Annotated in this window: 27 protein-coding genes; 16 read left to right on the forward strand and 11 right to left on the reverse strand. The window is 65.9% G+C overall.

From position 1 onward, the window contains the following. The first annotated feature begins 240 nt into the window (after positions 1 to 240). Entirely contained in the window at positions 241 to 762 is a 522-nt protein-coding gene (locus FJV43_RS22390) for a hypothetical protein (RefSeq protein ID WP_061879002.1), read from the forward strand. Positions 763 to 1,009: 247 nt separating this feature from the next. Here the strand turns inward: FJV43_RS22390 and FJV43_RS22395 are convergent, their stop codons facing one another. After that, positions 1,010 to 1,789: a protein phosphatase CheZ gene (locus FJV43_RS22395; RefSeq protein WP_239621068.1), complete on the reverse strand. Its 780-nt coding sequence runs from the start codon at positions 1,787 to 1,789 to the stop codon at positions 1,010 to 1,012. Between the two features lie 314 nt (positions 1,790 to 2,103). Between FJV43_RS22395 and FJV43_RS22400 the strand changes: the two genes are divergently transcribed. After that, a complete protein-coding gene (locus tag FJV43_RS22400; protein ID WP_239621070.1) occupies positions 2,104 to 2,904 on the forward strand; it encodes a L,D-transpeptidase in 801 nt (266 codons plus the stop codon). 234 nt (positions 2,905 to 3,138) lie between these two features. Here FJV43_RS22400 and FJV43_RS22405 read toward each other — a convergent pair whose 3' ends face one another. The 5 genes from FJV43_RS22405 to FJV43_RS22425 form a co-directional block, all read right to left on the reverse strand. Next, positions 3,139 to 3,960, reverse strand: a complete 822-nt coding sequence (locus FJV43_RS22405) for a DUF2076 domain-containing protein (RefSeq protein ID WP_239621072.1) — start codon at positions 3,958 to 3,960, stop codon at positions 3,139 to 3,141. Positions 3,961 to 4,086: 126 nt separating this feature from the next. Continuing rightward, positions 4,087 to 4,932 (reverse strand): ChbG/HpnK family deacetylase, encoded by an 846-nt coding sequence (locus FJV43_RS22410; RefSeq protein ID WP_239621073.1) that lies wholly within the window; start codon positions 4,930 to 4,932, stop codon positions 4,087 to 4,089. Continuing rightward, a complete protein-coding gene (locus tag FJV43_RS22415; RefSeq protein ID WP_239621075.1) occupies positions 4,929 to 5,990 on the reverse strand; it encodes a glycosyltransferase family 2 protein in 1,062 nt (353 codons plus the stop codon). The genes FJV43_RS22410 and FJV43_RS22415 overlap by 4 nt, the downstream gene beginning before the upstream one ends. An 86-nt stretch (positions 5,991 to 6,076) precedes the next feature. Continuing rightward, positions 6,077 to 7,054: an ATP phosphoribosyltransferase gene (gene hisG / locus FJV43_RS22420; RefSeq protein WP_028179564.1), complete on the reverse strand. Its 978-nt coding sequence runs from the start codon at positions 7,052 to 7,054 to the stop codon at positions 6,077 to 6,079. Positions 7,055 to 7,057: 3 nt separating this feature from the next. Then, complete coding sequence (locus FJV43_RS22425; protein WP_239621077.1) at positions 7,058 to 8,206, reverse strand: ATP phosphoribosyltransferase regulatory subunit; 1,149 nt, start codon at positions 8,204 to 8,206, stop codon at positions 7,058 to 7,060. 591 nt (positions 8,207 to 8,797) lie between these two features. Here FJV43_RS22425 and FJV43_RS22430 point away from each other — a divergent pair. Then, positions 8,798 to 9,436, forward strand: coding sequence for a hypothetical protein (locus FJV43_RS22430; protein ID WP_239621085.1), 639 nt, complete (start codon positions 8,798 to 8,800; stop codon positions 9,434 to 9,436). 172 nt (positions 9,437 to 9,608) lie between these two features. After that, positions 9,609 to 10,457: a helix-turn-helix domain-containing protein gene (locus FJV43_RS22435; protein ID WP_239621086.1), complete on the forward strand. Its 849-nt coding sequence runs from the start codon at positions 9,609 to 9,611 to the stop codon at positions 10,455 to 10,457. Here FJV43_RS22435 and FJV43_RS22440 read toward each other — a convergent pair. Further along, on the reverse strand, positions 10,454 to 11,209 hold the full coding sequence (locus FJV43_RS22440; protein WP_239621088.1) for a 16S rRNA (uracil(1498)-N(3))-methyltransferase: 756 nt from the start codon (positions 11,207 to 11,209) through the stop codon (positions 10,454 to 10,456). The genes FJV43_RS22435 and FJV43_RS22440 overlap by 4 nt on opposite strands. Positions 11,210 to 11,418: 209 nt before the next feature. On the opposite strand from FJV43_RS22440, the gene FJV43_RS22445 reads away from it, so the two are divergent. Continuing rightward, entirely contained in the window at positions 11,419 to 12,081 is a 663-nt protein-coding gene (locus tag FJV43_RS22445; protein WP_239621090.1) for a hypothetical protein, read from the forward strand. Then, entirely contained in the window at positions 12,078 to 13,010 is a 933-nt protein-coding gene (ubiA, locus tag FJV43_RS22450; RefSeq protein ID WP_239621091.1) for a 4-hydroxybenzoate octaprenyltransferase, read from the forward strand. Before FJV43_RS22445 ends, ubiA begins: the two co-directional genes overlap by 4 nt. A gap of 112 nt (positions 13,011 to 13,122) precedes the next feature. Here ubiA and FJV43_RS22455 read toward each other — a convergent pair whose 3' ends face one another. After that, positions 13,123 to 13,641: a DUF6101 family protein gene (locus FJV43_RS22455; RefSeq protein WP_239621093.1), complete on the reverse strand. Its 519-nt coding sequence runs from the start codon at positions 13,639 to 13,641 to the stop codon at positions 13,123 to 13,125. A gap of 264 nt (positions 13,642 to 13,905) precedes the next feature. Here FJV43_RS22455 and FJV43_RS22460 point away from each other — a divergent pair, with 264 nt between their 5' ends. The 7 genes from FJV43_RS22460 (at position 13,906) to FJV43_RS22490 (ending at position 20,226) form a co-directional block, all read left to right on the forward strand. After that, on the forward strand, positions 13,906 to 15,309 hold the full coding sequence (locus tag FJV43_RS22460) for a TldD/PmbA family protein (protein WP_239621095.1): 1,404 nt from the start codon (positions 13,906 to 13,908) through the stop codon (positions 15,307 to 15,309). Between the two features lie 182 nt (positions 15,310 to 15,491). Next, the gene (locus FJV43_RS22465) at positions 15,492 to 16,298 is read left to right on the forward strand and encodes a 3'(2'),5'-bisphosphate nucleotidase CysQ (protein ID WP_131869148.1); all 807 of its coding nucleotides are present in this window, start codon (positions 15,492 to 15,494) and stop codon (positions 16,296 to 16,298) included. 60 nt (positions 16,299 to 16,358) lie between these two features. Further along, positions 16,359 to 16,601, forward strand: a complete 243-nt coding sequence (locus tag FJV43_RS22470; RefSeq protein ID WP_028179575.1) for a DUF4170 domain-containing protein — start codon at positions 16,359 to 16,361, stop codon at positions 16,599 to 16,601. Then, the gene (locus FJV43_RS22475; protein WP_239621096.1) at positions 16,598 to 17,317 is read left to right on the forward strand and encodes a lysophospholipid acyltransferase family protein; all 720 of its coding nucleotides are present in this window, start codon (positions 16,598 to 16,600) and stop codon (positions 17,315 to 17,317) included. Before FJV43_RS22470 ends, FJV43_RS22475 begins: the two co-directional genes overlap by 4 nt. Then, complete coding sequence (locus FJV43_RS22480; RefSeq protein ID WP_239621098.1) at positions 17,310 to 18,626, forward strand: 3-deoxy-D-manno-octulosonic acid transferase; 1,317 nt, start codon at positions 17,310 to 17,312, stop codon at positions 18,624 to 18,626. The genes FJV43_RS22475 and FJV43_RS22480 overlap by 8 nt, the downstream gene beginning before the upstream one ends. After that, on the forward strand, positions 18,619 to 19,635 hold the full coding sequence (lpxK, locus tag FJV43_RS22485) for a tetraacyldisaccharide 4'-kinase (RefSeq protein ID WP_239621099.1): 1,017 nt from the start codon (positions 18,619 to 18,621) through the stop codon (positions 19,633 to 19,635). The genes FJV43_RS22480 and lpxK overlap by 8 nt, the downstream gene beginning before the upstream one ends. A 255-nt stretch (positions 19,636 to 19,890) precedes the next feature. After that, positions 19,891 to 20,226 carry a GYD domain-containing protein gene (locus tag FJV43_RS22490; RefSeq protein WP_028181254.1) on the forward strand — a complete coding sequence of 112 codons (336 nt, stop codon included), beginning with the start codon at positions 19,891 to 19,893 and terminating at the stop codon, positions 20,224 to 20,226. Positions 20,227 to 20,483: 257 nt separating this feature from the next. Here the strand turns inward: FJV43_RS22490 and FJV43_RS22495 are convergent, their stop codons facing one another. After that, a complete protein-coding gene (locus FJV43_RS22495) occupies positions 20,484 to 20,681 on the reverse strand; it encodes a hypothetical protein (protein ID WP_239621101.1) in 198 nt (65 codons plus the stop codon). 500 nt (positions 20,682 to 21,181) lie between these two features. Here FJV43_RS22495 and FJV43_RS22500 point away from each other — a divergent pair, with 500 nt between their 5' ends. Further along, complete coding sequence (locus tag FJV43_RS22500) at positions 21,182 to 21,490, forward strand: hypothetical protein (RefSeq protein ID WP_239621102.1); 309 nt, start codon at positions 21,182 to 21,184, stop codon at positions 21,488 to 21,490. Between the two features lie 16 nt (positions 21,491 to 21,506). On the opposite strand, the gene FJV43_RS22505 is transcribed toward FJV43_RS22500, so the two are convergent. Beyond that, positions 21,507 to 21,734: a DUF2093 domain-containing protein gene (locus tag FJV43_RS22505; protein WP_028181257.1), complete on the reverse strand. Its 228-nt coding sequence runs from the start codon at positions 21,732 to 21,734 to the stop codon at positions 21,507 to 21,509. Between the two features lie 193 nt (positions 21,735 to 21,927). Between FJV43_RS22505 and FJV43_RS22510 the strand changes: the two genes are divergently transcribed. Beyond that, on the forward strand, positions 21,928 to 22,752 hold the full coding sequence (locus FJV43_RS22510) for a dienelactone hydrolase family protein (protein ID WP_239621104.1): 825 nt from the start codon (positions 21,928 to 21,930) through the stop codon (positions 22,750 to 22,752). 253 nt (positions 22,753 to 23,005) lie between these two features. Then, positions 23,006 to 23,155, forward strand: coding sequence for a hypothetical protein (locus FJV43_RS22515; RefSeq protein WP_162832052.1), 150 nt, complete (start codon positions 23,006 to 23,008; stop codon positions 23,153 to 23,155). A 352-nt stretch (positions 23,156 to 23,507) separates the two neighbouring features. Here the strand turns inward: FJV43_RS22515 and xseA are convergent, their stop codons facing one another. Next, positions 23,508 to 25,130: an exodeoxyribonuclease VII large subunit gene (xseA, locus tag FJV43_RS22520; protein WP_239629551.1), complete on the reverse strand. Its 1,623-nt coding sequence runs from the start codon at positions 25,128 to 25,130 to the stop codon at positions 23,508 to 23,510. Between the last annotated feature and the right edge of the window lie 22 nt (positions 25,131 to 25,152).

Below are 25,152 nucleotides of genomic sequence, written 5' to 3' on the forward strand. Positions count from 1 at the left end.
GAGACCGAACGGCGCGCTTAGCAATCGGGCTTTCCGAGTGCTAATAGTGCGCCCGGAAATATGGCTTGGCCGCGATCCTGTCAAGCAAAGGTGGTTAAGCGATTGTTGAGGCGGATATAGGATGGTGGCATTGGAAACTCGTTCGGAGCGCCGGCGTACAGAAGGACGTCATTGCTCCGGCAGCGGTTTTACGCTTGGCTGCGGGAGGGGTGCGGCCGTCGTCTTGTTCGGGGGAATGCCATGATCAGTTCAGCTCACGCGCGCACGGTTGCCAATCTGGCGGCAGCCTCTTGTCTGGCGCTGTTGCTGGGCGCCTGCGGCGGCGGCATGAGCCTGCCGTCCTTCTCGTCGTCGTCTCCGCCGCCCGAAGCCGAGCCCGGCACAGCGCCGGAAATGCCCGCCACCATCCGCGCGGACGAGATCGTCGGCCGCTGGGGTCTCGCTTCGTTCCAGAACCCGGCCGACCGCGCCCGCACCGAGGCAGCCGCCCGGGCGCAGTGCAAGAACCCCTACGTGATCACCGCGGGCTCCTCCGGCGGCGTGATCATGCATCTGGCCGACCAGGCGACGCCGCAGGAGCTGCGCCTGAAGGGCTCGCCGAGCGGCAAGAACTACATCGGACCGGCGGGGCCGACCCCTGGGGAGCAGGATCGCGAGATCATCTCCTTCGACGGCCGCGTCCTGATCACCCGCTTCATCGACAAGGACGCCGCCACCCGCTACGGCAACATGGTCTACGTCCGCTGCGCGCCGCGGGCTTAAAGGCGATCGTGCGACTTCCCCTCTCCCCCTGTGGGAGAGGGTGGCTCGCCGCGTAGCGGCGAGACGGGTGAGGGGTCTCTCTCCCCACGTCTAACTCTCATTGGAATGCGCGGAGAGATACCCCTCATCCGGCGCTTCGCGCCACCTTCTCCCACAAGGGGAGAAGGGGCAGTCTCTTGTTAGGCGATAGAAATCAAAAAAACGCCGGCCCTGGGCCGGCGTTTTATTTTCTGTCGGTCTTGTCCGCTCAGTCGAACAGCGCGTCGATGTCGTCCTGCGAGGCATGGCCGACGTCGCCGGCGAGCTTCGGGCCGTTGAGGAGCTTCTCGTCGTCGCTGCGGTTGTCGACATGCGCGGGCACATGGGCCTTGATGGCGTCGACGCCGCCCCAGATGTCCATCATCGCGTTGATGTGCTGCTCGATGAACTTCATCGTGGTCATGACCTTGCTGATGCGCTGGCCGGTCAGGTCCTGGAAGTTGCAGGCTTCGAAGATCGAGATGACGCGTTCCTGGATGTCGTCGGCCAGCCGCTTCTGCTGATCGGCCGAGTCCACCTTGGACATTGCGCTGGCGGCCTGGTCGATCGATTCAGCGGCTTCGAGGATCTGCTGGGTCGCCTGCTCGGTGCCGCCGACCACCGCGCCGAGCTCGCCATTGACCTTGGCCATCTCGCCGCCGTCGAAGCTCTTGCCGTGCAGCGTCGCGATCTCGCGCTTGGTGCGATCGATGGCATCGTGGATGAGGTCGAGCTCGACCTTCAGCTTCTCGCACTGCTCGATCTGTGCCCGGTAGGTATCGAGCATGGTGCGCGCTTCGGCCAGCTCGTGGGCCGTCGAGGCGTCGATCGCCGCCATGGCTGCGCTGCCGGACAGCGGGGCGGCGCCCTTCGCCATCTGTGCGCGGATCGCGCGCAACTCGGCCATGATCTCGTTATGCATCGGGGGGGCCTCTTCAACTACATCTGGAATGGGCATCTCGCCACCGACGATATCCTCGACACGAAAACGTTTGCGGTGAACAGCCATCAGGAAACTCCCCCCACCTCATTCACGCGTCTTTGTAGGCACAAGCGATTTAACACGAAGTTCACAGCGGGAACTGCCAGTCGGCCGCGGGCGACGCTGCGCGAAGAAGCGATTAACCATGGACGCGCGGCGTTCATGGAAAATAAACGCTGATCGCCGAATTGCGCCGCCACTCGCGACGTGGTGAATCCAAACGGCCGATGCGTTTACCAAACGAAACGGCTTTTGCTCTCTATTGACCACGTCGCGGCGCCGATCAGCCAGGCAGCTTCCGCGACGCATGTGATCTAGACGAAACAGTACAGAGTACGTCGATGTTCAAGAAAATGTCTGTCGCGCTGCTCGGCAGCGCTTGCACCTTCATGGCCGGCACCAGCGGCGCCGGCGCCTTCGACAACAGCGTGCCGAACGATCCGCCCGCAGTGCTCTACGCGCCGCAGGTGCCTCCGGCGCCGGTGCGCGTCGCTTCCAATTCGAACCTGGGGGGCGGCTTCATCGAGTTCCTGTTCGGCGACGGTCCCGGCCGCGGTCCGGCTTACGCGCCACAGCAGCCGGTGTATCAGCAGCAGCCGGCCTACTACGATCAGCGCCGTCTGCCGCCGATGGGCGAGCCGCAGATGCAAGGCGCAGCTTTCCAGCAGGAGGCGATCGATCCTCGGCAGCGTCCGTTCGATCCGAGATTCGAGAAACAGCTCGTTGACTATAACGGCAAGGAAAGTCCCGGCACGATCGTTGTCGATACGCCGAACAAGTTCCTCTATCTCGTCGAGGGCAACGGCAGGGCGATGCGCTACGGCATCGGCGTCGGCCGGCCCGGCTTCACCTGGTCCGGCGTGAAATCGATCACCGCCAAGCGCGAATGGCCAGACTGGACGCCGCCGGCGGAAATGCTCGCGCGCCGTCCCGATCTGCCCCGGCACATGGAAGGCGGTCCGGAAAATCCTCTTGGTGCCCGCGCGATGTATCTCGGCTCGACGCTCTACCGCATTCACGGCTCCAACGAGCCCTGGACCATCGGTACCAACGTCTCCTCCGGTTGCATCCGAATGCGCAACGAGGATGTCATCGACCTCTACGGCCGCGTCAATGTCGGCACCAGGGTCGTAGTGATGTGATGCTCGCTTTACCCTCTCCCCTTGTGGGAGAGGGTGGCTTCGCTGAAAGCGAAGCCGGGTGAGGGGTCTCTGTCCGCACGAACAGCGTTGCAATTTGGAGAGATACCCCTCATCCGGCGCTTCGCGCCACCTTCTCCCACAAGGGGAGAAGGAAGAGGTTCTGAGCAAGGGTTGGAAAATGAAAACGGCCGCCTCTTGGGCGGCCGTCCTTGCTTGCGCGGCTACCAGACGGCCTTACGCGTAATCGCTGCCGCCGTCGTCGCCGCCGAAATCGCTGTCGTCGGCCATGTCCATGTTGTCGTCGCTATTGTCGTCGTAGTTCTGATCGTTGTTGTCGCGATCGTTCGAGGCCTGGTCGACGAAGCCCTGGCGGGAATCCTGGTTCGAGCCGATGTCGTTGAGGCCGGCATCGCGCGACAGCGATCCGCCCGACTGGTCGCCGCCGCCCCAGGGGCTGCGGTCGCCCGCGGCATTGGTATCGCCGAAAGCCTGCTGATGCGAGCCACCCATCATGCCACGGATGCTGGAGAGCAGCAGCGAGCCGCCGACAACGCCGGCCGCGGCCGCCGCCGCCGTGCCGAGGAAGGAGCCGCCGCCACCACCGCCCACGGGCGGGGCACCATAACCTTGTCCCGGCCCTTGCACTGGCCCTTGGCCGTAAGCCTGTCCATAAGGCGGCTGGCCGTAGCCTGGCTGCGTCTGCTGCGTCGCTTGGCCGGTGTTCCAGACCGGTCGCTGCTCACGCGGCGGCACGTTCGGAACCGAGCCACGCGAGGGGCTGCCGCCGAACAGCGAGTCGCGCATGGTGTCGAGGAAGCCGCCGGACTGGGCGGGTTCGGGCGCTTGGGCGGCCTCCAGCTCCTGGATGCGATGATGGGCGCGCTTCAGTGCTTCGTCCTGCAACAGCGTGGTCTGCACCAGCGCATAGACGGCGCCGGGCGCCTTGCGCAGACCGTCGGAGATCGCGGCGGTCGCATCGGGATCGCGCGGTGCATTTTCCAGCTTTGAAAGCCGGTCGAAAAGGTCGTCGACGAGCTGGCGTTCCTGCGGCGTCATGATCTGTCTCCTTTGCGCAAAATCAAGCGCGCAGGAGATGTAGGGTTCCATTGTGGCCCCAACAGTGCCGGCCGGATTAAATTTCCGTATGCGACAAGCTGCCTCCTGGCCCACGTCTCGCCGGGGTCATCCCAGTGTCACGTTGCTGTCCGTCAGCAGGCGCGCAAAGGCGTCGCTGGCGAGATAAGCGTGCTCGCGCTCGCGGACATCGGTCATCGGGTCGAGGCCGGCGAGGACGTCATCGACGAAGCCGGGATGGCACATCACGAGGCCGCCGTCGGGAAGGCCTTCCAGGAACTGCCGCATCAGCGCGCCGAAATCGGCGTCGCGCGTAAAATCATAGGCGCCGGCGAAGCCGGGGTTGAAGCTGAGGCCGGCGCTGCCGGCGCGGCGGCGGAATTGCGCGCTGAGACTGTCGAGCACCATGGCTTTTGGTGAGGCCAGCCGTTGCCTGAGCGGCAGATCGCGGCCGCCCTGACGCACCCAGGCGGCCGGCGCAGTCTCAACGACCGCATCGACGAAGCCGTCGCGCACCTGCGGGTAGAGCTGCACATGCTGGTGGCCGTCGACGAAGTCGGGGGCGCGCCCGAACGCTTCCATGAACGCTGCCAGCTGTGCCTTGACTTCGTTGCGGAAGAATTCCCGGTCGAGCCGCCGCAGAACGCCCGCACGCAGCAGCTTGGGAAACGGCATGAACATGTCGCCGTCGAGCGGTCGGAAATGCATGGTGAGCGGCCGGAACGGCGCCGACAGCGTCACGTGCAATCCGATCGTGCAGCGCGGGTTCGTCTTTGCGGCGGACTGAAGCGCCTCGATCTCGCTGCGCGCGATCGCCGGACCCACCATCATCACCGAGGTGGCGTTGAGGCGGCCGCGTTCGATCAGGTCGCGGATGGCCCGGTTGACGGCCGGGCTGATGCCGTAATCGTCGGCGCAGAGCCAGATTCGCCGCGGGCTCGCGGCCGCGCTCATTCGGCCGCCGTCCTGTTCGGGGCGTCCTGGCTTGAAGGGTCCTCGGCCTTGCCGGCCTCGAAGTGCTTCTCGCTGTGCTCGGCGACGAAGTAGATCGGGCGCGCCTTCAGCTCGGACAGGATCTTGCCGATATATTCGCCGACGATGCCGATCATGATGAGCTGCACGCCGCCGATCGTCATCAGGCCGATCACGAGCGAGGGATAGCCGGGCACCTGCTTGCCGGTCGTGAACACCTCCCAGAGGATCGACAGCCCGAACAGGAAGGCACCTCCGGCGAGGATGACGCCGAGCAGGCTGGCGAAGCGCAGCGGTGCCACCGAGAACGAGGTCAGGCCCTCGATCGAGAGGCCGAGCAGGCTTGCGGCGTTGAAGGTGGTGACGCCATGGGCGCGCGCCGCAGGCTCGTAGTCGACGCGGATCTGGCGAAAGCCGATCCAGCTGGCGAGGCCTTTGAAGAAACGGTTGCGTTCCGGCAACTGCCTGAGCGCGGTGACCGCGCGCGGCGAGAGCAGGCGGAAGTCGCCGGCGTCCTCGGGAATCTTCTGGCGTGCGCCCCAATTGATCAGCGCGTAGAAGCCGTGCACCGCGACCCGGCGCAAGAAGGGCTCGTTGTCGCGATGCGCCTTGGCGGTGTAGACGACGTCATAGCCGTCATCGATCCAGTGCCGCACCAGCTGTTCGATCAGCGCCGGCGGATGCTGGCCGTCCCCGTCCATGAACAGGACGGCGCCGAGCCGGGCATGGTCGAGGCCCGCCATCAGCGCGGCCTCCTTGCCGAAATTGCGCGACAGCGACACCACCTGGACGTCGATCGCGTCGGCCGGCAGCGACCGCGCGATCGACAGCGTCGCGTCCTTGCTGCCGTCGTCGACGTAGACCACCTCGCAAGTCAGCCGATAGCGCTGCCGCAGCGTCTTTGCGAGATCGCAGATGCGCTGATGCAGGGCAGCGAGCCCCGCCGCCTCGTTGTAGACGGGGACGACTATCGACAGCCCCTTCGCGGCGGCGCTCGCTGCGGTGGTCGTCATGCCTGATACGTCAGAGCCCAGCGTCATCGATCAAGGTTCCAGAGGCGTTTAGATGTTCTCAACAGCATATGGTAGCTGCCGCTTGCTGTCGCTATGCTGAACGAACCCGAGGCTCACTGCCCGAGGAACGCCTCGAGCTTGGCGAACAGCGGGTTCTCTCGATCGAACACGTAGTCCAGCGAGACCACCGAGACGGTCTCGGCGCCATGCTCGCGCAGGAAGCTCGCCAGTGCATAGAGCTGACCCGGCGGGCAGTGCAGCGTCAGCATGCCTGACGAAGTCGGACCGCCGAACGGCGCCTCGACTCCGTACCGGCTATGGGCCTCGCCGAGCAGGGCAGCGTCGCATTGCCGGAAGCGGGTGCGGACTTCGCGGTACTTGTTGGCCCGCGCCCGCGCTGCGATGTGATCGAGGATGACACGCGCCGTCTCTCGCGCCTGCGGCGACCAGTCGGCCCCTTTGGATGCCACCAGATTGGCCTGGCTGCGCAGGATTGTACCGTCGTCGAGCACCCGCAAGCCGTTGGCGGCGAGCGTTGCGCCCGTGGTGGTGATGTCGACGATCAGCTCGGCGCTGCCGGCCGCCGGCGCGCCTTCGGTCGCGCCTGCGCTTTCGACGATGCGGTAATCGGTGATGCCGTGGGCCTGGAAGAAGCCGCGGGTGAGGTTGACGAACTTGGTCGCGACCCGCATCCGCATGTGATGCTGCTCGCGGAAGCCGGTGGTGACATCGTCGAGGTCCGCCATGGTGCGGACGTCGATCCAGGCCTGCGGCACCGCGACGACGACGTCGGCATAGCCGAAGCCGAGCCCTTCGATCAGCGACACGCGCTTGTCGGCATCGGCGATGTTCTCGCGCACCAGGTCCTCGCCGGTGACGCCGAGATGCGCAAAGCCGCGGGCGAGTTGCGAGGCGATCTCGCTCGCCGAGAGATAGGCGACCTCGACATTGTCGAGACCTGCGATCGTGCCGCGGTAGTCGCGGGCACCGCCGGCCTTCGACAGCTTGAGTCCGGCGCGGGCGAAGAAGGCCTCGGTATTCTCCTGAAGGCGGCCCTTGGAGGGAACGGCCAGAACGAATGGCGCGCTCATGACCTAAGCTCCCACCTTGCGGCCGATCTTCGTCAGCGCATCCACCCAGACCGAGAAGCCGACCGCGGGAATAGGTTCAGCCGAGCCCAGCTGGGTCATCAGTCCATCATAGCGGCCGCCGGCGACCAGCGGCTCGGCGCCGTTGCCCCGGTGATGCAGCTCGAATTCGAAGCCGGTGTAATAGTCGAGGCCGCGTCCGAACGCGGTCGAAAAGCGCGTCTGCTTCACCTCGATGCCGCGCGCCGCCATGAAGCCGACGCGGCTCTCGAACTGATCGATCGCCGGGGCGAGATCGAGCTTCGCGTCGGTCGTGAGTGCGCGCAGCTCGGCGATGGCGTCGTCGGGATTGCCTGATATCGACAGGAAGCGCTTGAGCACGGCGATCGCCTCGCGCGGCAGCGCGCCGCCCTTCAGCGTCGATTGCTCGAGGAAGCGATCGGCGATCTCGGCCGTGGTGCGCCCGCCGACATTGGTGGTGCCGGCGATCGACATCAGATCGGTCACGAAGGCGAGTGCCGCCTTGCGATCGGAGCCGGCGAGGGCGGCCAGCACGCCCTCGTATTCGCTGCGCGTCGCGGTGCTGGCGGCTGCCAGCCGCTCCAGATCCTGCTCCAGGCTGATCTTGCGGTTGAAATCCTTGACCAGGCGGCGGCGCCAGACCGGATAGAGGTTGAGTGCATCCAGCAGGGCATTGAACAGCGCGACGTCGCCGGTGCGGATCTCGACATCGCGGACGCCGAAGGCGGCGGTCGCCTCCAGCGCCAGGGCCAACATCTCGGCGTCGGCCGCGGCGCGGTCCTGGCGGCCGAACGATTCGATGCCGGCTTGCAGGAATTCGCTGGCCTGGCCGCTACGGTAGCGAAACACCGGGCCGAGATAGCTGAACCCGGCCGGCTGGCCGGCGCGGGTCGAGGCGAGATAGTCGCGCGCGACGGGGATCGTCAGGTCCGGGCGCAGGCAGAGCTCCTCGCCGGAGAGGTCCGTGGTGAGGTACAGGCTCTTGCGGATGTCCTCGCCCGAGAGATCCAGGAACGGCTCGGCCGGTTGCAGGATGGCGGGCTCGGCCCTGATGTAACCGGCCTGTGCGAACGACAAGAGCAGCGTATCCGCCCAGGCGGAGCCGGCAGCATTTGAGGTGGCAGTCGCGGTCATCTCAGGGTCCATCGGCCCGGTGGAACCGGGCAGGGCTGGAAAGGAATGGGAGTTGGCGCAGCCCTTAGCATGGCCGGAAAGCGGTTTCGACCTCCAAAGGATCAATCGCTTAACGAGTTTGGCGCGACGGCCGGCCCCGTCGGCCGGGTGTAGAAAGTGGCACCGATTAGGTAATTTGATACCGAATTCCGATGGATCACGTTTCGTCGCGGGATGCGCCGGACGAGCGCGTTCGGCTTCATTCGGTTGGGCCGGGGCCTGGGGCTGATTCCACGAATGATGCCTCGGTCACGGCAAAGGTCGCCCCTGGCGTCGCGGATCCCGCTGCTTCCGCGAGTTGCTCCGCCAGGTCGAGGACCCTTCCCCTTCTGCCGGGGTCCGTGAGGCGGAGAAACGCCCTGATGACTCGCAGCGCCTCGCATGGTCCCGCCTCGGGCACAAGGTCGTCATTCATCACCATGTCTTCCATCGCGATCGCCACCTGGACGGCGCCGGCATCGTCGAAACTGTTGGATGCGCGCTCGCGCAATGAAGTCCTGGCGGCCAGGGTCCGGCAGGCACGTCGAAGGTCTCGTCGACAACGATGTCCAGATGCAGCAGCAGGCCGGCGTCACAATGAGAAACTACGGACGGCTGGCAAGTCGTCGCATACTCATTTTGGGTATGGCCGATGATCCGTTCGCCGTAACCATCGTTTACAAGATGAATGTTGGTTTTCGATTCATGCGCAATGCTTCAGATATCATCCGGACGGTCTCGCGGCACACGCTAGCCTATATGCTGTTCTCGATGAGCGAGTTGTTCCGGCACTACGACGAATTCGATCCGCTGGACCTTCTGATCATTCATGCGGTCCTGAACGCCAATGTCATCCACGTGATGAACGATCCGGCGTTGGACGAGAAATTCTCCAGCATTCATGCCGTCGAGCCGGATGTGATCAAGCAGGGAGTCTCTCGTGCCGCACTCTCCCGCTTCCTCAGCCTGCCACTGGAGACGGTTCGCCGTCGCGTGACGGGACTGAAGAGGCGGAAGATTCTCGCCGAGACGAAGGCCGGACTCATCGTGACCGAGCAGAACGCATTCAGGTTTGGAAACAACCACGAACTGCAGAAGACGAACATGCTGTTGCTCACGAAGCTGCTTCGCGATCTCAGGCGTGCCGGCATCAGCGGGCCGGATGATCTGCGCGCCTCCAGGGGCGCGACGTCCGCAAAGAGGGCAAAGTAAGCGACACGATATGGATCAAGGCCATCTCGATACTGCACGCGACGGAGCGCGAGAGCTGGCGACGGACCGCTTGATGTCCTTCCAGGAGCTCAAGCCATCGTCGGCCCTCGAGCTCAGGGCATATGACATCGACCATTTCGGCGAGACCGAGAGATATGCCGGCGCATCCAGCATGCCGTTGTCGGCCGGGGCGACGGCAATCATGCGGGCTCGGCTCAGCCTGCCGACCCTGACCCTCTCTCTGGTGAAGACCTTCCCGAGGATCGTTCGCGGCTATCAATTGACGGATGCCGCCGCCGTCGTGGTGCCGATGGATCAGGTGACCTCGGCCCGCATCAACGGGCAATCAATGGGCCGTTCCATCGTCGTTCTGACGGGCAGCTCCGATTGCCTGGTCTATGAGCCGGAGGGCCGGCTGATGGCTGTCGTGTATCTCAGTCCGCCGCAGCGCGAACCCTGGGCGCAACTGGGTGACGGCTATTGCCTGGTGAACCCGCCGTCGGACGTTCTTGCCTCGCTGCGCCGCCTGATCTCCGTCACGCTGGAAATCGCGGCACATGATCCGGACTTCCTGAACGAGCCGATGTCGCTGACCGCCGTCGAGCAGTCCCTGCTCAGCACGATGGACGCTGCGCTGCGCACCAGCGCGAGCGGCGGACCTGCGTCGTCCGCCACGGATGGCTATCGGCGGATCGTCGCGGACATGGAAAGATTGATCCGACAAGACCTGACGGTCTGGCCCAGGACGCCCGAACTGGCCGCGCAGGTGGGCGTGTCCGTCCGAACTCTCCAGAGCGCGACGCAAGCCATTTGCGGCATGAGCCCGCATCGCTACAGCCGGGTCCTGCGGCTCTGGTCGGTGCGCAAGCAACTGCGCATCGGTCCCGGGCAGCGCAGTGTGAAGGCCTGCGCAATTGCGCACGGCTTCTGGCATCTGAGCGAGTTCGCGGCGAGTTACAGGGCGGCCTTCGGGGAGCTGCCGTCCGAGACCCTGCGCCGCGCGATGCGGGAAACGATCTAACCGCGTCCACCGCCCCAGTCGCCCAGCACCGCCTGCACCAGCGCAAGGGCCGCCACCGCGGCGGTGTCGGCTCGCATGATCCGCGGGCCGAGGGCCAGCCGCAGGATCTTGGGCTGCCGCAGCAGCAGTGCCCGTTCCTCCTCGGCGAAGCCGCCTTCGGGGCCGATCAGCACGTCAATACCTCCGCCGGCCTCACGGGTGTTTTGCAGGCTCTGAACGGGGTCCTGGACCTCCGCCGCCTCATCGCAGAAGATCAGCAACCGGCCCGCGGCGCGCTGGCTCAAGAAGCGCTCCAGCGGCACCGGCTCGGCAACGGCGGCGATGCTGAGGATGCCGCATTGCTCGGCCGCCTCGACCACATTGGCGCGCATCCGCTCGGTATTGACCCGGGAGGCCTGGGTGAACCGTGTCAGGACCGGCTGCAGGGCGGCGGCGCCCATCTCGATCGCCTTCTGCACCATGTAATCCAGCCGGGCATGCTTGAGCGGCGCGAAGACGTAAGTGAGGTCGGGCAGCCGGTCCTGGGGCCGGGTCTGCTGGAGGATCACGAGGCCCTCCGGCCGCTTGCGGCCTTCGATGGCCGCCTGCCATTCGCCGTCGCGGCCGTTGAAGGCCAGGACTTCGGCCCCGGCGGCAAGGCGCAGCACGTTGCCGAGGTAATTGCTCTGGTCGCGGTCGAGCGGCACCCTGGCGTCCTGGACGAGGGCGGCATCGACGAACAGCCGTGGAGCGCGAAAATCGTGGGAGGGCATCGTCAGAGGTCCGATTTGCCGCCGTTCTTAACCGAAACCAGTAGTTTTGGGGGTAAATATCGCCGAATTGGTGCGTCCCAGCGCCGCGCTCTTGCCCTATTCCACGGGTTGTTAAGGGCCGGCGGGAATCGTAGAAAAGCGAACATGCTGGTCGCGCTTCAATTGGGAAGACGCCGCCCCCGTAAGCTCCTGCCGGAGAGACTGCCTTCATGATCCGTCGTCTGATGGTTCCGATCACTGCCGCCATGGTCGCCATGGGTGCCGCGGGCGCTCATGCGCAAAGCGCCTTCCCGGCGCCGCTGCCCGGCCAGGCTGCCACCAGCTCCCCCTTTCCGCCCGTGAACGGCGCGGCGCCCGTCGCCTCGGTCGGCACGACGCCGCAATCGTCGTTTCCGGTGAACGGCGCCGCCCCGGTCGGTGGTGCCGGCGCCTTCAGCGCGGCTCCGCCGACGCAAGCCGGTCCCGGCGAGGACTGCATGAAGGCGTTCATGCCCCTGCGCGAAGAAGCCGAGAAGCGCGGCAAGCTGATCAAGGCGGCGAGCGACCGTCACGCGCCGCCGGACGAGGCCTGCAAGCTGATTCGCAATTTCAGCCAGTCCGAGACCAAGATGATCAAGTACATCGAGGCCCACGCCGCCAAATGCGGAATCCCGCCGCAGGTCGGCGCGCAGATGAAGGACGGTCACAAGAACACAGAGGCGATGGCGGCGAAGGTCTGCAACGTCGCGCTGCAGATGCAGCAGCAACAGGCGCGTCCGGCCGGCCCGTCCCTGAGCGAGGTGCTGGGTTCGGGCTCGGCGCCCGAGGTCAACGCCGGCAAGAAGGGCGGCAGCACCTTCGATACGCTCAACGGCAACGTCCTGACCCGATGAGCGAGACATCCGCCCGCGTTGCCGATTCTACCGGCAACTGGGTCGATACGCTCGCGCCGCATTGGGCGCGGCCTTACCTGCGCCTGTCCCGCTTCGACCGTCCGATCGGCTCCTGGCTTCTCCTGATGCCATGCTGGTGGTCGGCGGCGCTCGCCGCCGGCATGGCGCATGACGTCCGCGGCCTGCCGCTTACCATCGTGCTGTTCTTCATCGGCGCCTTCGTGATGCGCGGGGCGGGCTGCACGTGGAATGACATCACCGACCGCGATCTCGACGACAAGGTCGAGCGCACGCGCTCGCGGCCGTTGCCGTCAGGGCAGGTGACCACGAAGCAGGCGCTGGCCTTCATGGTCGCGCAGGCGCTGATCGGCCTCCTCGTGCTGCTGCAGTTCAACCGCTTCGCGATTGCGACCGGCATCGCCTCGCTGCTGATCGTCGCGATCTATCCCTTCATGAAGCGCATCACCTGGTGGCCGCAGATCGTGCTCGGGCTTGCCTTCTCATGGGGCGCCTTGATGGGATTTGCCGTCACGTTCGGACACATCGACGTCACCGCACTCGTGCTCTATGCCGGCGCGATCTCCTGGGTGATCGGCTATGACACGATCTATGCGCATCAGGACGCCGAGGACGACGCGCTGATCGGCATCAAGTCGACCGCGCGCCTGTTCGGCGCGCACACGCACCAGGCGCTGATCCTGTTCTACGGGCTCGCGGTGATGTTGATCGGCATCGCGCTGGCCTCCGCCGATGTGCGCTGGCCGGCCTGGCTCGGGCTCGTGGCCTTCGCCGCGCATCTCGCATGGCAGATCGCACGCCTGCGGATCGACGACGGTGCGCTGTGCCTGCGCCTGTTCAAGTCGAACAGGGATGCGGGGCTGTTGCTGTTTGCGGGATTGCTGGTCGATGCGGTGATGCGGGCAGCGTAGCTGTCGTACGGTGGGCAAAGGCGCACTTGCGCCGTGCCCACCATCTCTCAATGATTGATGAAAAAGGTGGGCACGCTTCGCTTTGCCCACCCTGCGGCACCGTGATTGCCGCTCAATCCCTTGCGATGATCTCGCGTTCTTCCCGATGAACCGGGAGCTCGCGCGCCATGCCGGTGCGCCGGCGCATCAGGAATTTCGGGCGGCGGGCGCGGATCGCGTTGGCGCGGCGACGGCGCGGCGCTGGCTTGCGGGCGCCTTCGTCGAGCTGCGGCAGCGCGAAGAGCTCGCTCCAGATCGCCCAGGCTTGCGCGATCTCGTCGGCATCGGCGCCGACCAGCAGCGGAATGGACAGCGAGGGATCGCGATGCACGAGGACGAGCGTCTGCGCTTCGTCATTGCCGCGCAAGGCGACGCCGGTGAAGTCGGCAACGCGCACGTTGATCGCCATCTGCATGCCGCGGACGGCACGGCGCAGCACGACACGCTCGCGATGAAGCTCGATCTGCCTGACATGTCCGTCGGCGCGCGGGTCATGCGCATCGAAGCGGACCGGAAGGGAAAGGGGGTCGAGCCGCAAGGAGCGGCTCGACCCGGCGGGAGCGATCCCGCATGTTGCTGTTTGACGCCTCACGGCTTTAGTTCTCCCCGCCGGGATTATGTTCCCGGTCGATGCGAGGACCTTAGCGCGTGCCTTTCCGAAACCGCTTAAAAAGCCTGGTTAACCCACCGTCACCGCTACTCATGATTGACAAGACCTTGGCGCGCATGATTGACGAGACGTTGCGCCGAAGTTGCGAATCTGAGCTTTTGGCGGGCTGAAAATGCTTGAAGTCCGCGCTATCAGGGCACATCTGTGAGTTCCGGCCCCGAACCCCGCCCCAACAGGATTTCGTTCGTGAACTCTTCACCAAGCTCGACGCTTTCGACCCAAACATCGTCGCAGGCCAATCGCGACCTGTTCGATCAGTCCGCGCTCTCCGATCTCGCGCAGCGGCTGGTCGAGGCGGCCAGGCGTGCCGGCGCGGATGCGGCCGATGCGGTCGCGGTGCGCGGCGTCTCGCAGGGCGTCGAGGTCCGCGACGGCCGTGTCGAGGAGTCCGAGCGGTCCGAGGGCGACGATGTCGGCCTGCGCGTGCTGGTCGGCCAGCGCCAGGCAGTGGTCTCGACCAACGACGTCAGCGGCGATGCCGTGACCAAGCTCGCCGAGCGTGCGGTCGCGATGGCGCGTGTTGCGCCCGACGACAAATATGTCGGCCTCGCCGATCCCGCGCTGCTCGCGCGCGATTTCCCCGATCTCGACCTGCTCGATCCCGATGTGCCGGCGACCGCCGAGCTCGAGCGCCGCGCGCTCGCCGCCGAAGCTGCGGCGCTCGGCGTGAAGGGTGTGACCAAGTCCGGCGGCGCCTCGGCTTCCGCCGGCATCGGCGGCATGGTGCTCGTGACCTCGACCGGCTTCCACGGCTCTTACCTGCGCTCCAGCCAGGGCATTTCCGCCACCGCCATATCCGGCGAAGGCACCGGCATGGAGCGCGACTACGACTTCACCACGGCGCCGCACGGCGCCGATCTGTTGTCGCCGGAGACGGTCGGCCGTTCCGCCGGCGAGCGCACCGTGGCGCGCTACAATCCGCGCAAGGTCGAGACCTGCAAGGTGCCGGTCGTGTTTGATCCGCGCGTTGCCGGCTCCCTGGTCGGCCACCTCGTCGGCGCCATCAACGGCGCCTCGATCGCGCGCAAGACCAGCTTCCTGAAGGACAGGCTCGGCCAGCAGCTGTTTGCGAACAACATCCGCATCATCGACGATCCCTTGCGCAAGCGCGGCCTGCGCTCGCAGACCTTCGATGCCGAAGGCGTCGCGGCGAAGAGGATCGCGCTGGTCGACGAGGGCGTGCTGACGACCTGGCTGCTCGATTGCGCCACCGCGCGCGAACTCGGCCTCACCACGACCGGCCATGCCCATCGCGGCGTTTCCTCCTCTCCCTCGCCCGGGCCGTACAATCTGCATCTCGAGGCCGGCACGCCGACGCCGGCCGAATTGATCTCCGATATCAAGCAAGGGTTCTATGTCACCGATTTGATCGGCTCCGGCGTCAACGGCGTCACCGGCGATTACAGCCGCGGCGCCTCCGGTTTCTGGATCGAGAACGGCGAAATCACCTATCCCGTCAGCGAAGTGACGATCGCCGGGCATCTGTTCGAGATCTTCAAGTCGATGCAGCCCGCGAACAATCTCGAGTTCCGCTACGGCATCAATGCGCCGACGGTGCGCATCGAGGGTTTGACGCTTGGCGGACGCTGATCGAGCAGAGGCGACTTGGCTCACCTCTCCCGTAGGGAGAGGTCGGATCGCATCGCAAGATGCGATCCGGGTGAGGGGTTACTCTCTCTCGTGGGACCTGCGCCCCCTCACCCGATTTGCTGCGCAAATCGACCTCTCCCCGATGGGGAGAGGTGGTCCTCGCATGCGGCCCGGTTGACCCGATGACGCCTGTTCTCGACGAAACCATCCTGGCCCGCGACGCGGCGCTGCTGAAGGACACGGTGCGAGAAGCGGGCGCGCTCGCGCAGTCGATGTTTCGCACCGAGCTGAGGAAGTGGACCAAGGGCGCGTCCTCCCCGGTGTCGGAGGCCGACATCGCCGTCAACGATCTCCTCGAAGCGCGTCTGCGCGCTGCGACACCCGACTATGGCTGGCTGTCGGAGGAAAGCGCCGACGATGCGGCACGGCTGTCGCGGCGGCTGACATGGATCGTCGATCCCATCGACGGCACGCGCAATTATCTGGGCGGTCATGACGAGTGGTGCGTCAGCGTGGCGCTGGTGGAGGACGCCTCGCCCGTTCTCGCCGCGGTGTTTGCACCAGCGAGCGACGAGTTCTTCTTCGCGGTGCGTGGCCAGGGCACGACGCTCAATGACAAGCCGGTGCGGGCGACGTCCGGATCCGAGCTCGACTTCGCCCGCGTCGCCGGCCCGAAGCCCCTGGTCGAGCGGCTGAAGCCGTCTCTCGGCGAGATCAAGCTGCATCGGCGAATCGGCTCGCTGGCGCTGCGGCTGTGCCGGGTGGCCCATGGCGCGCTGGATGCGGCTTTTGCGGGGGGCAACAGCCATGATTGGGACCTTGCGGCGGCCGATTTGATCGTGCAGGAAGCGGATGGTAGGATGAGCGACCTCTCCGGAGAACCCATCCTCTATAACCGCCGGGAAGTGGCGCACGGAGTGCTGGTGGCAGCGGGACGCGATCGTCATGCGGGCATTGTCGCGCATTTTCGCAACCGTCCCTTGGCCTGAAGCGCTTCGTCGTGCTTGTCGGACACTGCTTTGCCGGGCAGCCCGTTAGGAACAGAACTCATGCCAGATAGTGCCCCGCAACAACTGCTCCACCTCGTCATCGGCGGCGAGCTCGTCGATCTCGAGCACAACATCTTCAAGAATCTGGATGACGTCGACATCGTCGGCCTCTATCCGAACTATGCCGCCGCCCACGCCGCCTGGCGGGCCAAGGCGCAGAGCACGGTCGACAACGCACAGATGCGCTATTTCATCGTCCATCTCCACCGGCTGCTCGACCCGAATCAAGAACCGGCGCGTTGAAAAGACTGCTTCGCAATACGCTGCGAAGCAGCTGGTTTCAGCGTGCCGTCGGGGTCCTGGCGGCCGAATATCTGCGTCTGGTCTGGCGGACCAACAAATTCACGTTCGATCCCCCGGACGTCTATGAACGCGTCGAGCCGCAGCTCCCCGCCATCTTCGCGTTCTGGCACGGCCAGCATTTCCTCACGCCCTTCATCAAGAATCAGGACAAGGCCTCCTATCGGGCCAAGGTCCTGATCTCCCGGCACCGCGATGGCGAGTTCAATGCGATCGCGGCCGAACGGCTCAGCATCGGCACCATCCGCGGCTCCGGCGACCATGGCGGGGCGTTCCATCGCAAGGGAGGTGTGGGCGCCTTCAAGGAAATGGTGCGGACGCTCCAGGCCGGTTGTAATGTCGCATTGACCGCCGATGTCCCCAAGCGCTCGCGCGTGGCGGGGCTCGGCATCATCATGCTGGCACGGGAATCGGGGCGGCCGATCATGCCTTTCGCGATGGCGACCAGCCGCTTCGTCCGGCTCAAGAACTGGGACCGCACCACCATCAATTTGCCGTTCGGGCGCGGCGCACTGGTCGGCATCAAGGAAATCCACGTTCCTGCGGATGCCGATGCCGCCACGATGGAAGCATTACGGCAGGAGCTGGAAGACACGTTGAACGAAGCGACCCGCCGCGCCTACGCCCAACTCGGCCGTCCGGGACCGGAAGATGCCTAAGTCGCTGCCCATTGCGCTGCCGATCACGCTGCGGATGTATCGGCGCCTGGCCTCCGGCCTGGTGCCGCTTGCGCCTGCACTGATCAAGCGGCGGCTGAAGCAGGGTAAGGAGGATCCCGCCCGCGTCGGCGAGCGGCGGGGGCTGTCCCGCGACGTGCGGCCGCATGGCCCGCTGGTCTGGATCCACGGCGCCAGCGTCGGCGAAGTGCTGGCCGCGGCGGCGCTGATCGGGCGCCTGCGCGATCTCAATCTGCGCATCCTGCTCACCTCGGGCACCGTCACCTCGGCGGCGGTGGTGGCAAAGCGCTTTCCGCCTGACGTCATTCATCAGTACGTACCGTACGACTCTCCGCGCTATGTCGCGCGCTTCCTTGATCACTGGAAGCCGTCGCTGGCGCTGTTCATCGAATCCGACCTGTGGCCGAACCTGATCCTCGCCGGCGCGGCGCGCCGGGTGCCGATGGTGCTGATCAACGGGCGGATGTCGCCGCGTTCCTTCCCGCGCTGGCGGCGCATGCACGGCACCATCTCGGCGCTGCTGTCGCGGTTCGACATTTGTCTTGCGCAGTCGAAGACTGATGCCGAGCGCTTTTCCGCGCTCGGTGGCCGCGACGTCGTCACCACGGGCAATCTGAAGCTGGACGTGCCGGCGCCGCCGGCCGATGCCGCAAAGCTCGAACGGCTGATGGCGATGACGCGCGGGCGTCCGATCATCGTGGCGGCCTCGACCCATCCGGGCGAGGACGAGATGCTGATCGCGGCGCATCGCAGCCTCTCCGGTTTCTTCCCGCAGCTTCTCACCGTGATCGTGCCGCGGCACCCGGATCGCGGCTCCGCAATCGCGGGCCTGGTCACGTCCTCCGGCCTGAAGCCCGGCTTGCGCTCGCGCGAGGAGCTGCCGACGGCCACGACCGACGTTTATGTTGCCGACACCATGGGTGAGCTCGGCCTGTTCTATCGTCTCTCGCCGATCGTGTTCATGGGCGGATCGCTGATCCACCATGGCGGCCAGAATCCGATCGAGGCGATCAAGCTCGGCGCGGCGATCGTCCACGGTCCGCACGTCTTCAACTTCGCCGACGTCTATGAAGCGCTCGACGGCAGCGGCGGGGCGCGCCAGGCCGATACGCAGGAGGCGCTGGTCAAGCAACTCGGCCTGCTCCTGGCCGAGCCGATGGTGCGCGACAAGATGCAACGCGCAGGTTCAGGCGTGGTCGAGCAGCTCGGCGGTGCGCTCGATCGTACCATGACCGCGCTCGAGCCGTATCTGCTGCAGTTGCGCATCGAGATGGGGGCCGCGAATGCGTGAGCCGGCCTTCTGGTACCGGCCACATTCCCCGCTATCGCATGTCCTCTTTCCGCTGGGTGCGCTCTACGGCGCCGTCACCGCATGGCGCATGCAGCGCGACGGCGTGGACGCCGGCATTCCCGTGATCTGCGTCGGCAACTACCATGTCGGCGGCGCCGGCAAGACGCCGACCGTGCTGGCGCTGACGAAGCTGCTTCGCGAGCTCGGCGAGACGCCGGTCGTGCTCAGCCGCGGCTATGGCGGGCACATGAAGGGCCCGGTGATGGTCGACCGCGCCCGTCATACCGCGGCCGACGTCGGCGACGAGCCCCTGATGATGGCACGCGACGTCCCGGTCGCAGTCGCGCGCGACCGGCTCGACGGCGTCGCACTGGCGAAATCGCAGGGCGCCACCGTGATCGTGATGGATGACGGTTTCCAGAACCCGCGCCTTCTGAAGGACGCGTCGCTGATCGTGATCGACAGCGAGCGCGGCCTCGGCAACGGCCAGGTGTTTCCCGCGGGCCCCCTGCGCGCGCCGCTGCAGGCGCAGCTCGCGCGCACCGACGCGCTGGTGCTGATCGGCGATGGCCGTGCCGCCAACGATGTCGCGGCCGAGCTTGCCAAGCGCGACAAGCCGGAGCTGCGCGCACGCCTGAAGCCGGTTGCGGCCTCGCTCGCGCAGCTGACCGGCAAGCGGGTCTTCGCGTTCGCCGGCATCGGCGACCCCGAGCGCTTCTTTCGCACTCTGCACGCCAGCGGCATCGCGGTCGCGCGCACGCGCGCCTTCGCCGACCACCACGCGTTTTCGCAGGACGAGATCGCAGCGCTCGCAGCGGACGCGCGGCGCGAGCAGCTCACGCTGGTGACGACAGAGAAAGACCTTGCACGCCTGCGCGGCCGCGCGGACGTGCCCGACGGCATCGTGCCATTCGCCGTTGAGCTCGAGTTCGACGAGCCGGCAAAGCTGAGGCAATTGATCAGCGATCATCTCTACAGGGCGCGCGAGCGGCGGTTCAGCGCGCGGTGATCTCGTGCACTAGGCAAGCGTCTCTGCCATAGCTCATGCAGCGACGTGTCGCGGGTGACGAATTCTCTTCCGCGCTCTTGGCCGTTGATGTAGCCTTTCACGAGAGCCGTCACCAGGACGTGCCGAACTCCCGGCAATCATAGACGGCGTTTATGCCCACGGCGGGCGCGATCTTATTATTTCAGATGCGACGGCCGCAACGACCAGTTCGGAGCGGCAGGGAGAGTCATTGCCAAAAGCAGAGGAGAACATGCCATGCATTTTTGCCTCACCGGCCAATACACACCACGCGCTCTCAACGCCATCTTGGAAAACCCGGCAACCAATCGCCAGGAGGCCGCCAGGAAGCTCATTGAAGCGGCCGGTGGAAAGCTGATTTCAATGTACAGCGTTGCGGCCGACGGCCCTGGCGTCCTGGTCATTTTCGATGTGCCTGATCCCAGTGCGGCTCCGGCCATTTCCGGCCTGACCGTCACGGCGGGCACCCTGCAGGACGTGAAACTGGTCCGGTTGTTCACGCAGGACGAGATCAAGCAGGTCCGTCAGAACGCGGCGAAGCTGCGTTCTTCGTATACCCCGCCTGGAAGCTGATATCCGGATCTGACGCGCAGCCGCCGCAGCCGAACGACGCGGCGGCTGTGCTCATGTCGAAGCCAGAACCATGTCTGCAACGAGGCGAGGGAGCCTGCTCACCACGCCCCGACGGCCATTAATGCGACGATGGTCACGCACGACATGCAGGCCACGATGACAGTGTAGCATTCGGGTGTATTCATTGCTGTCTCCCAAACTGTTGCCAATTGCTTGGTCACTGCTACGCGGGAGTGATCGCCGGTCTTGCGGCCGCTTCAGTTCGGCATGTCCTGACCGGTCTTGCGGCGTGCGTCCGTTCTCTCATCGTCGTCCTGCTTCGCAGGATGATGATCCGCTTCGCGAGTTTCAGAGCGTTCAGCTGCGATCAGAAGCTGCTTGCGCATCTCGGCGAGACGGGCGCGGCAATATTCACGATAGAGCAGGTCCAGTATGGCGGGCATGATCACCCCCATCGTTTGACTTTCAATCTACAGATATTCCACCGCGAATTTTCGCCATGATCGTAGCCTGTCAGATGGCTCTTCGGTATGAGCCCGTTCACAGACTGTGCAAATTCCGAAGCTCGATGGCTGTTTAATTGATCTGATCGTCTGTGCGAAAAGGAACAGCGCTGATTACCTAACATGCACTTTAGCAGCGATCTGTTTCGCCAAGACTTCGTCAAACAACTCAAGGGCGCCGAACGGCAACGAAGAATCCAACCACAGCGCGAAATGACTCGCCGCGGAGTGCACGCAACTGTTCGATGCAACTCGGAGCGGCACGGAGATCACGGCTGCGAGACCGCCGGATCAGGCACGCGAACATCGTCGGGACGCGAAGCACTCATCCCCGTGCTTCGCCACAAGCTGCACCACGTGCGCCGCTGCGTCTGCGTCTTCTCGGTCCTGCAGGTCATTCAGGCGGCATTCATCGCAAAACTTCTATCGGTTCGGACGATCGGGAGAATGCGATGAAATTGCCGTCCGCGACTGTCGCCGCCAGCCTTGTGTGTCTGATCATTGCGCCTGCGTTTGCTGCGCAAACGACGCCGTCCGCTGCTCCCAGCACGGTGCCGGTTCCTGCCACCAAGCGGGTCACGTGCCTGGCTACGACGCAAAGCCTGAAGGGACAGGACAGGCGCGACCAGCTGCAGCTCTGCATGGCGCAGGCGCGGGTCGATTGTCTGAAACAGGCGATCGATCAGAAAATCGTCGCAGAGGCCCGGAAGGATTTCATCAAGACCTGCGCAGGCTCGTCGGATGGCACGGAGCAGCGATAGCCGCGCGCCACGGGCCTTACGGCTGCGGCTTGAGCGCGCCGGGGAAATGCCGCTGCAGCACCGCGACGGGTGTGGCGTAGGCCTCCTGCAGATCCACGCTCCAGTACTTCAACTCGTCGAGCGGGATCCGCGTGTCGGTGATCGCGCAGCGCACGAAGGTCCCCGGCGAGATCACGCGGAAATCGCCGTCGAGATACTGCACCTGCGCTTCGCCATGGCCCGAGGGGCCGAACTTGTTCAGCACGGTCGAAAGTCTCCGTGGAAGGCCCCTCCCAGAAAACCCTGGGGGGCACGATGTGTTGGCTTGGATGTAGCATAGATAGGGTGGCTTGTCCGCCCGTCAAACCCACCGGTTCGTGATGTTTTACCGCCGTTTCTGCGTGATAAGGCCCCGAGCGAAGGATCGCTGGTTCCGCCATCTTCTCCGGCAGGCTCCGATGCGCTTTCGACTGACCGCCCTGTTCCTGGCGCTGCTGGTATCGGCCGCGCATGCCGCACCGGCGCCGCAGGCGGTCGACATTCCGCTCGCGTCCGGGGTCCTCCATGCGCAGCTCTACAAGCCCGAGGGCGCAGGCCCGTTTCCGACCGTGATCGCGCTGCATGGCTGCGGCGGCCTCGGCGGCCATTCCGATCCCGTGTTGCCGCGCTATCGAGACTGGGCCGAGCGCCTGCTCAAGGCGGGCAATGCCGTGCTGCTGCCTGACAGCTACGGCTCGCGCGAGCTCGGGCCGCAATGCCGCGTCAGGGAGATGCATCTCAAGGCGCGGCGCGAGCGGGTCGCCGATATCGCGGCCTCACGCGCCTGGCTGATGAAGCAGGCCTGGGTGGCGCACGACCGCGTCAGCCTGATCGGCTGGGCCAACGGCGCGAGCGCGCTGCTCTGGGCCGTGCGCCCGCAGAGCGCAGCGCGCGATCTCGGTCCGGATTTCCGCGCCGCGATCGCGTTCTATCCGGATTGCCGGATCTCGGCGGGTTTGGGGTGGAGCACGCGGGTACCGACGCTGGTGCTGATCGGCGCCGACGACGACGTGTCGTCGCCGCCGGCCTGCCGCCAGATGGTGGACGGCGCGCGCGGCCGCAGCGCGCTGGCGCGCATCGTGGTCTATCCCGGCGCCGATCACGATTTCGACCGCGCCAACATGCCGCTGCACGCAGCTGCCGGCAGCAGCGAGGCCGGCGCGCCCGAGCGCGGCCATTTCGGCATGGACGCCGAGGCGCGTGCGGAATCGCAGAACGACGTCGCGCGGTGGCTGGCGCGGTGAGCGGTGATGAAGCTCCAGTAGCCCGGATGAACGAAGCGACATCCGGGAAGACTGTCCCCGCATACCGCTTCGCTCATGCGGGCTACAAATCCCCAAGCGGGGCCGCCCGAGGAACAACGTAGGCGGGCAGCCCCGCATCGACCACCGCCCTGCAGGGAGTATGGCCGACCGGGAATCTACGGCCCCATGCTGCGCCGGTTTCGGCTGTGACCGTGCCATCATTCGACCACGATGGCGGTTAAACGGGTCTCACATGCGCAACCGCATCGTCCTCTTCGCCTCCGCCCTGATCGTCTTCACCGTGGCGATCTTCCTGTTCGAAGCCCGCGCCGGCGCGCCAATGCTGGCGCCGGAACATTGCGGCTTCTGGACCACGATCGACGCGGGACTGTCCTGCCGGTAAGACGCGCTGCATCGACGTCGTCATTGCGAGCGCAGCGAAGCAATCCAGAGTCCCTCCGCGGAAAGATACTGGATTGCTTCGTCGCAAGAGCTCCTCGCAATGACGAGGATGTGGAGTGATTGTCCGACCCGTTCGCTGTCATCGCACGGCTTGCCGCCTTCGCTAAAGCTTCGGCGGCCGAGCACCCTTAGAGCCCCGGCGTAGCCTTGGCGGAGCCGGGACCGGGCGATCCAGTACGCCGAGATGGCTGTGATTCACTGAGAAGCCGCGGCGTACTGGATTCCCCGCTCCAGTGCGCATTTGCGCACAAGGCGGGGAATGACAGCGAGGGTGGAGCGCCGTCCTCGCGCCTTTAGAACAAGCTGCCCTGATCCACCGGCTTGGCCATGCGTTTCGGAGCGGGCTTGGCGTCCTGCGTGGCCGGCTTGGCTTGCGCTGCCGTGCGCCTTGGCGCGGGCGCCGGGCGATCCGCATCCGCCGTCGCGCCGACGCGGCCATCGGCGAATTCGATCTCGACGCGTGCGCCGGGGCCGATCGCGTCCGCCGCATGCAGGGGGTGACCGGCCTCGTCGCGCACCAGCGCAAAGCCGCGCGCGAGCACGCTGCGATAGGACAGCGCGGAAAGCAGCTTGCCGCTGTTCTCGACCCGGGTGTCGAGCCGGTGCAGCAGCGTCGCAAGCGCGCGTTGCGCGCGTTCGGCGAGACGATGCGTGCGCTCGCGCTGGCGCGCAATCGCGTTGCGCTGCGCCTGCGCATTCGAAAGTCTCGAGGCGCGCAGGCGCACTTCAAGTCCGGCAAAGCGGTCGCGCCGTTGCCGCAGCAGCGAGCGCGCGGAGAGGCCGAGCCGCTCGCCGCACACGGTGAGCCGGTGATCGGCCTGCGATATCTGGCCGTGCAGCACCCGCAGCGTCAGCTTTGAGCTGGCGGCGGTGAACCGGCGGAAATGCGCATGCGTGTTGGCCTTGAGGCAGCGGGGCAGGGCGCTGCCTGCCGAATCCAGCCGCTGCCGCGGGATCGCGAGCAGATCGCCGGCCGCCGGCAGCGCGCGCGCGGCGGCGCGCAGCTCGCTGCGGCGGCTCTCCTGGGCGCGCTGCCAATAGGCGCGGGTGCGGCGGCCGAGATCGGCGACCTCGACGAACAATTCGCCGCGCACCGGCACCGCCATCTCGGCCGCCGCCGTCGGGGTCGGCGCGCGCTTGTCGGCGACGAAATCGATCAGCGTGATGTCGGTCTCGTGCCCGACCGCGGAGATCAGCGGGATCATGCTTTCTGCCGCCGCGCGCACCACGATCTCCTCGTTGAAGGACCAGAGATCCTCCAGCGAGCCGCCGCCGCGTGCGACGATCAGCACGTCGGGCCGCGGAATCCTGCCGCCCGCAGGGATCGCGTTGAAGCCGCGGATCGCGGCCGCGACCTGCTCGGCCGAGCCGTCGCCCTGCACCTTGACCGGCCACACCAGCACGCGGCGGGGGAAGCGGTCCTCCAGCCGGTGCAGGATGTCGCGGATCACGGCGCCGGTCGGCGAGGTCACGACGCCGATCACCTCCGGCAGCCAAGGCAGCAGTTGCTTGCGCGCCTCGTCGAACAGCCCTTCGGCCGCGAGCTTCTTCTTGCGCTCCTCCATCAGCGCCATCAGCGCGCCGATGCCGGCGGGCTCCAGCGCCTCGATCACGATCTGGTATTTCGAGGAGCCCGGATAGGTCGTGAGCTTGCCGGTGGCGATCACCTCGAGCCCCTCCTGGGGCTTGAAGCGCATGCGGCCGTGCACGCCCTTCCAGATCACCGCCTCGATCTTCGCGCTCTCGTCCTTGAGCGCGAAATAGCAGTGGCCGGAGGAATGGGCCCCGCGAAAGCCCGAGATCTCGCCGCGGACCCGGACATGGCCAAAGGCATCCTCGACCGTCCGCTTCAGGGACTGCGAGAGCTCGGAAACGGTGAATTCGGGGGCGTTGAGCAGTGGTTCCGCGGGCGGCATCGGCGAACGATTCGGCATGTTG

The organism is Bradyrhizobium sp. I71, assembly GCF_022354745.1.
GTDB lineage: Bacteria > Pseudomonadota > Alphaproteobacteria > Rhizobiales > Xanthobacteraceae > Bradyrhizobium > Bradyrhizobium liaoningense.

Coding starts and splice junctions, on each gene's coding strand:
- FJV43_RS22435 (WP_239621086.1), top strand. CDS start 9,609: ATGCCGTTGTCGGCCGGGGCGACGGCAATCATGCGGGCTCGGCTCAGC.
- FJV43_RS22415 (WP_239621075.1), bottom strand. CDS start 5,990: ATGACGCTGGGCTCTGACGTATCAGGCATGACGACCACCGCAGCGAGC.
- xseA (WP_239629551.1), bottom strand. CDS start 25,130: ATGCCGCCCGCGGAACCACTGCTCAACGCCCCCGAATTCACCGTTTCC.
- FJV43_RS22390 (WP_061879002.1), top strand. CDS start 241: ATGATCAGTTCAGCTCACGCGCGCACGGTTGCCAATCTGGCGGCAGCC.
- FJV43_RS22440 (WP_239621088.1), bottom strand. CDS start 11,209: ATGCCCTCCCACGATTTTCGCGCTCCACGGCTGTTCGTCGATGCCGCC.
- FJV43_RS22400 (WP_239621070.1), top strand. CDS start 2,104: ATGTTCAAGAAAATGTCTGTCGCGCTGCTCGGCAGCGCTTGCACCTTC.
- FJV43_RS22470 (WP_028179575.1), top strand. CDS start 16,359: ATGCCAGATAGTGCCCCGCAACAACTGCTCCACCTCGTCATCGGCGGC.
- FJV43_RS22425 (WP_239621077.1), bottom strand. CDS start 8,206: ATGACCGCGACTGCCACCTCAAATGCTGCCGGCTCCGCCTGGGCGGAT.
- FJV43_RS22430 (WP_239621085.1), top strand. CDS start 8,798: ATGCAGCAGCAGGCCGGCGTCACAATGAGAAACTACGGACGGCTGGCA.
- FJV43_RS22445 (WP_239621090.1), top strand. CDS start 11,419: ATGATCCGTCGTCTGATGGTTCCGATCACTGCCGCCATGGTCGCCATG.
- FJV43_RS22465 (WP_131869148.1), top strand. CDS start 15,492: ATGACGCCTGTTCTCGACGAAACCATCCTGGCCCGCGACGCGGCGCTG.
- FJV43_RS22490 (WP_028181254.1), top strand. CDS start 19,891: ATGCATTTTTGCCTCACCGGCCAATACACACCACGCGCTCTCAACGCC.
- lpxK (WP_239621099.1), top strand. CDS start 18,619: ATGCGTGAGCCGGCCTTCTGGTACCGGCCACATTCCCCGCTATCGCAT.
- FJV43_RS22500 (WP_239621102.1), top strand. CDS start 21,182: ATGAAATTGCCGTCCGCGACTGTCGCCGCCAGCCTTGTGTGTCTGATC.
- FJV43_RS22495 (WP_239621101.1), bottom strand. CDS start 20,681: ATGGGGGTGATCATGCCCGCCATACTGGACCTGCTCTATCGTGAATAT.
- hisG (WP_028179564.1), bottom strand. CDS start 7,054: ATGAGCGCGCCATTCGTTCTGGCCGTTCCCTCCAAGGGCCGCCTTCAG.
- FJV43_RS22510 (WP_239621104.1), top strand. CDS start 21,928: ATGCGCTTTCGACTGACCGCCCTGTTCCTGGCGCTGCTGGTATCGGCC.
- FJV43_RS22410 (WP_239621073.1), bottom strand. CDS start 4,932: ATGAGCGCGGCCGCGAGCCCGCGGCGAATCTGGCTCTGCGCCGACGAT.
- FJV43_RS22515 (WP_162832052.1), top strand. CDS start 23,006: ATGCGCAACCGCATCGTCCTCTTCGCCTCCGCCCTGATCGTCTTCACC.
- FJV43_RS22395 (WP_239621068.1), bottom strand. CDS start 1,789: ATGGCTGTTCACCGCAAACGTTTTCGTGTCGAGGATATCGTCGGTGGC.
- FJV43_RS22480 (WP_239621098.1), top strand. CDS start 17,310: ATGCCTAAGTCGCTGCCCATTGCGCTGCCGATCACGCTGCGGATGTAT.
- ubiA (WP_239621091.1), top strand. CDS start 12,078: ATGAGCGAGACATCCGCCCGCGTTGCCGATTCTACCGGCAACTGGGTC.
- FJV43_RS22405 (WP_239621072.1), bottom strand. CDS start 3,960: ATGACGCCGCAGGAACGCCAGCTCGTCGACGACCTTTTCGACCGGCTT.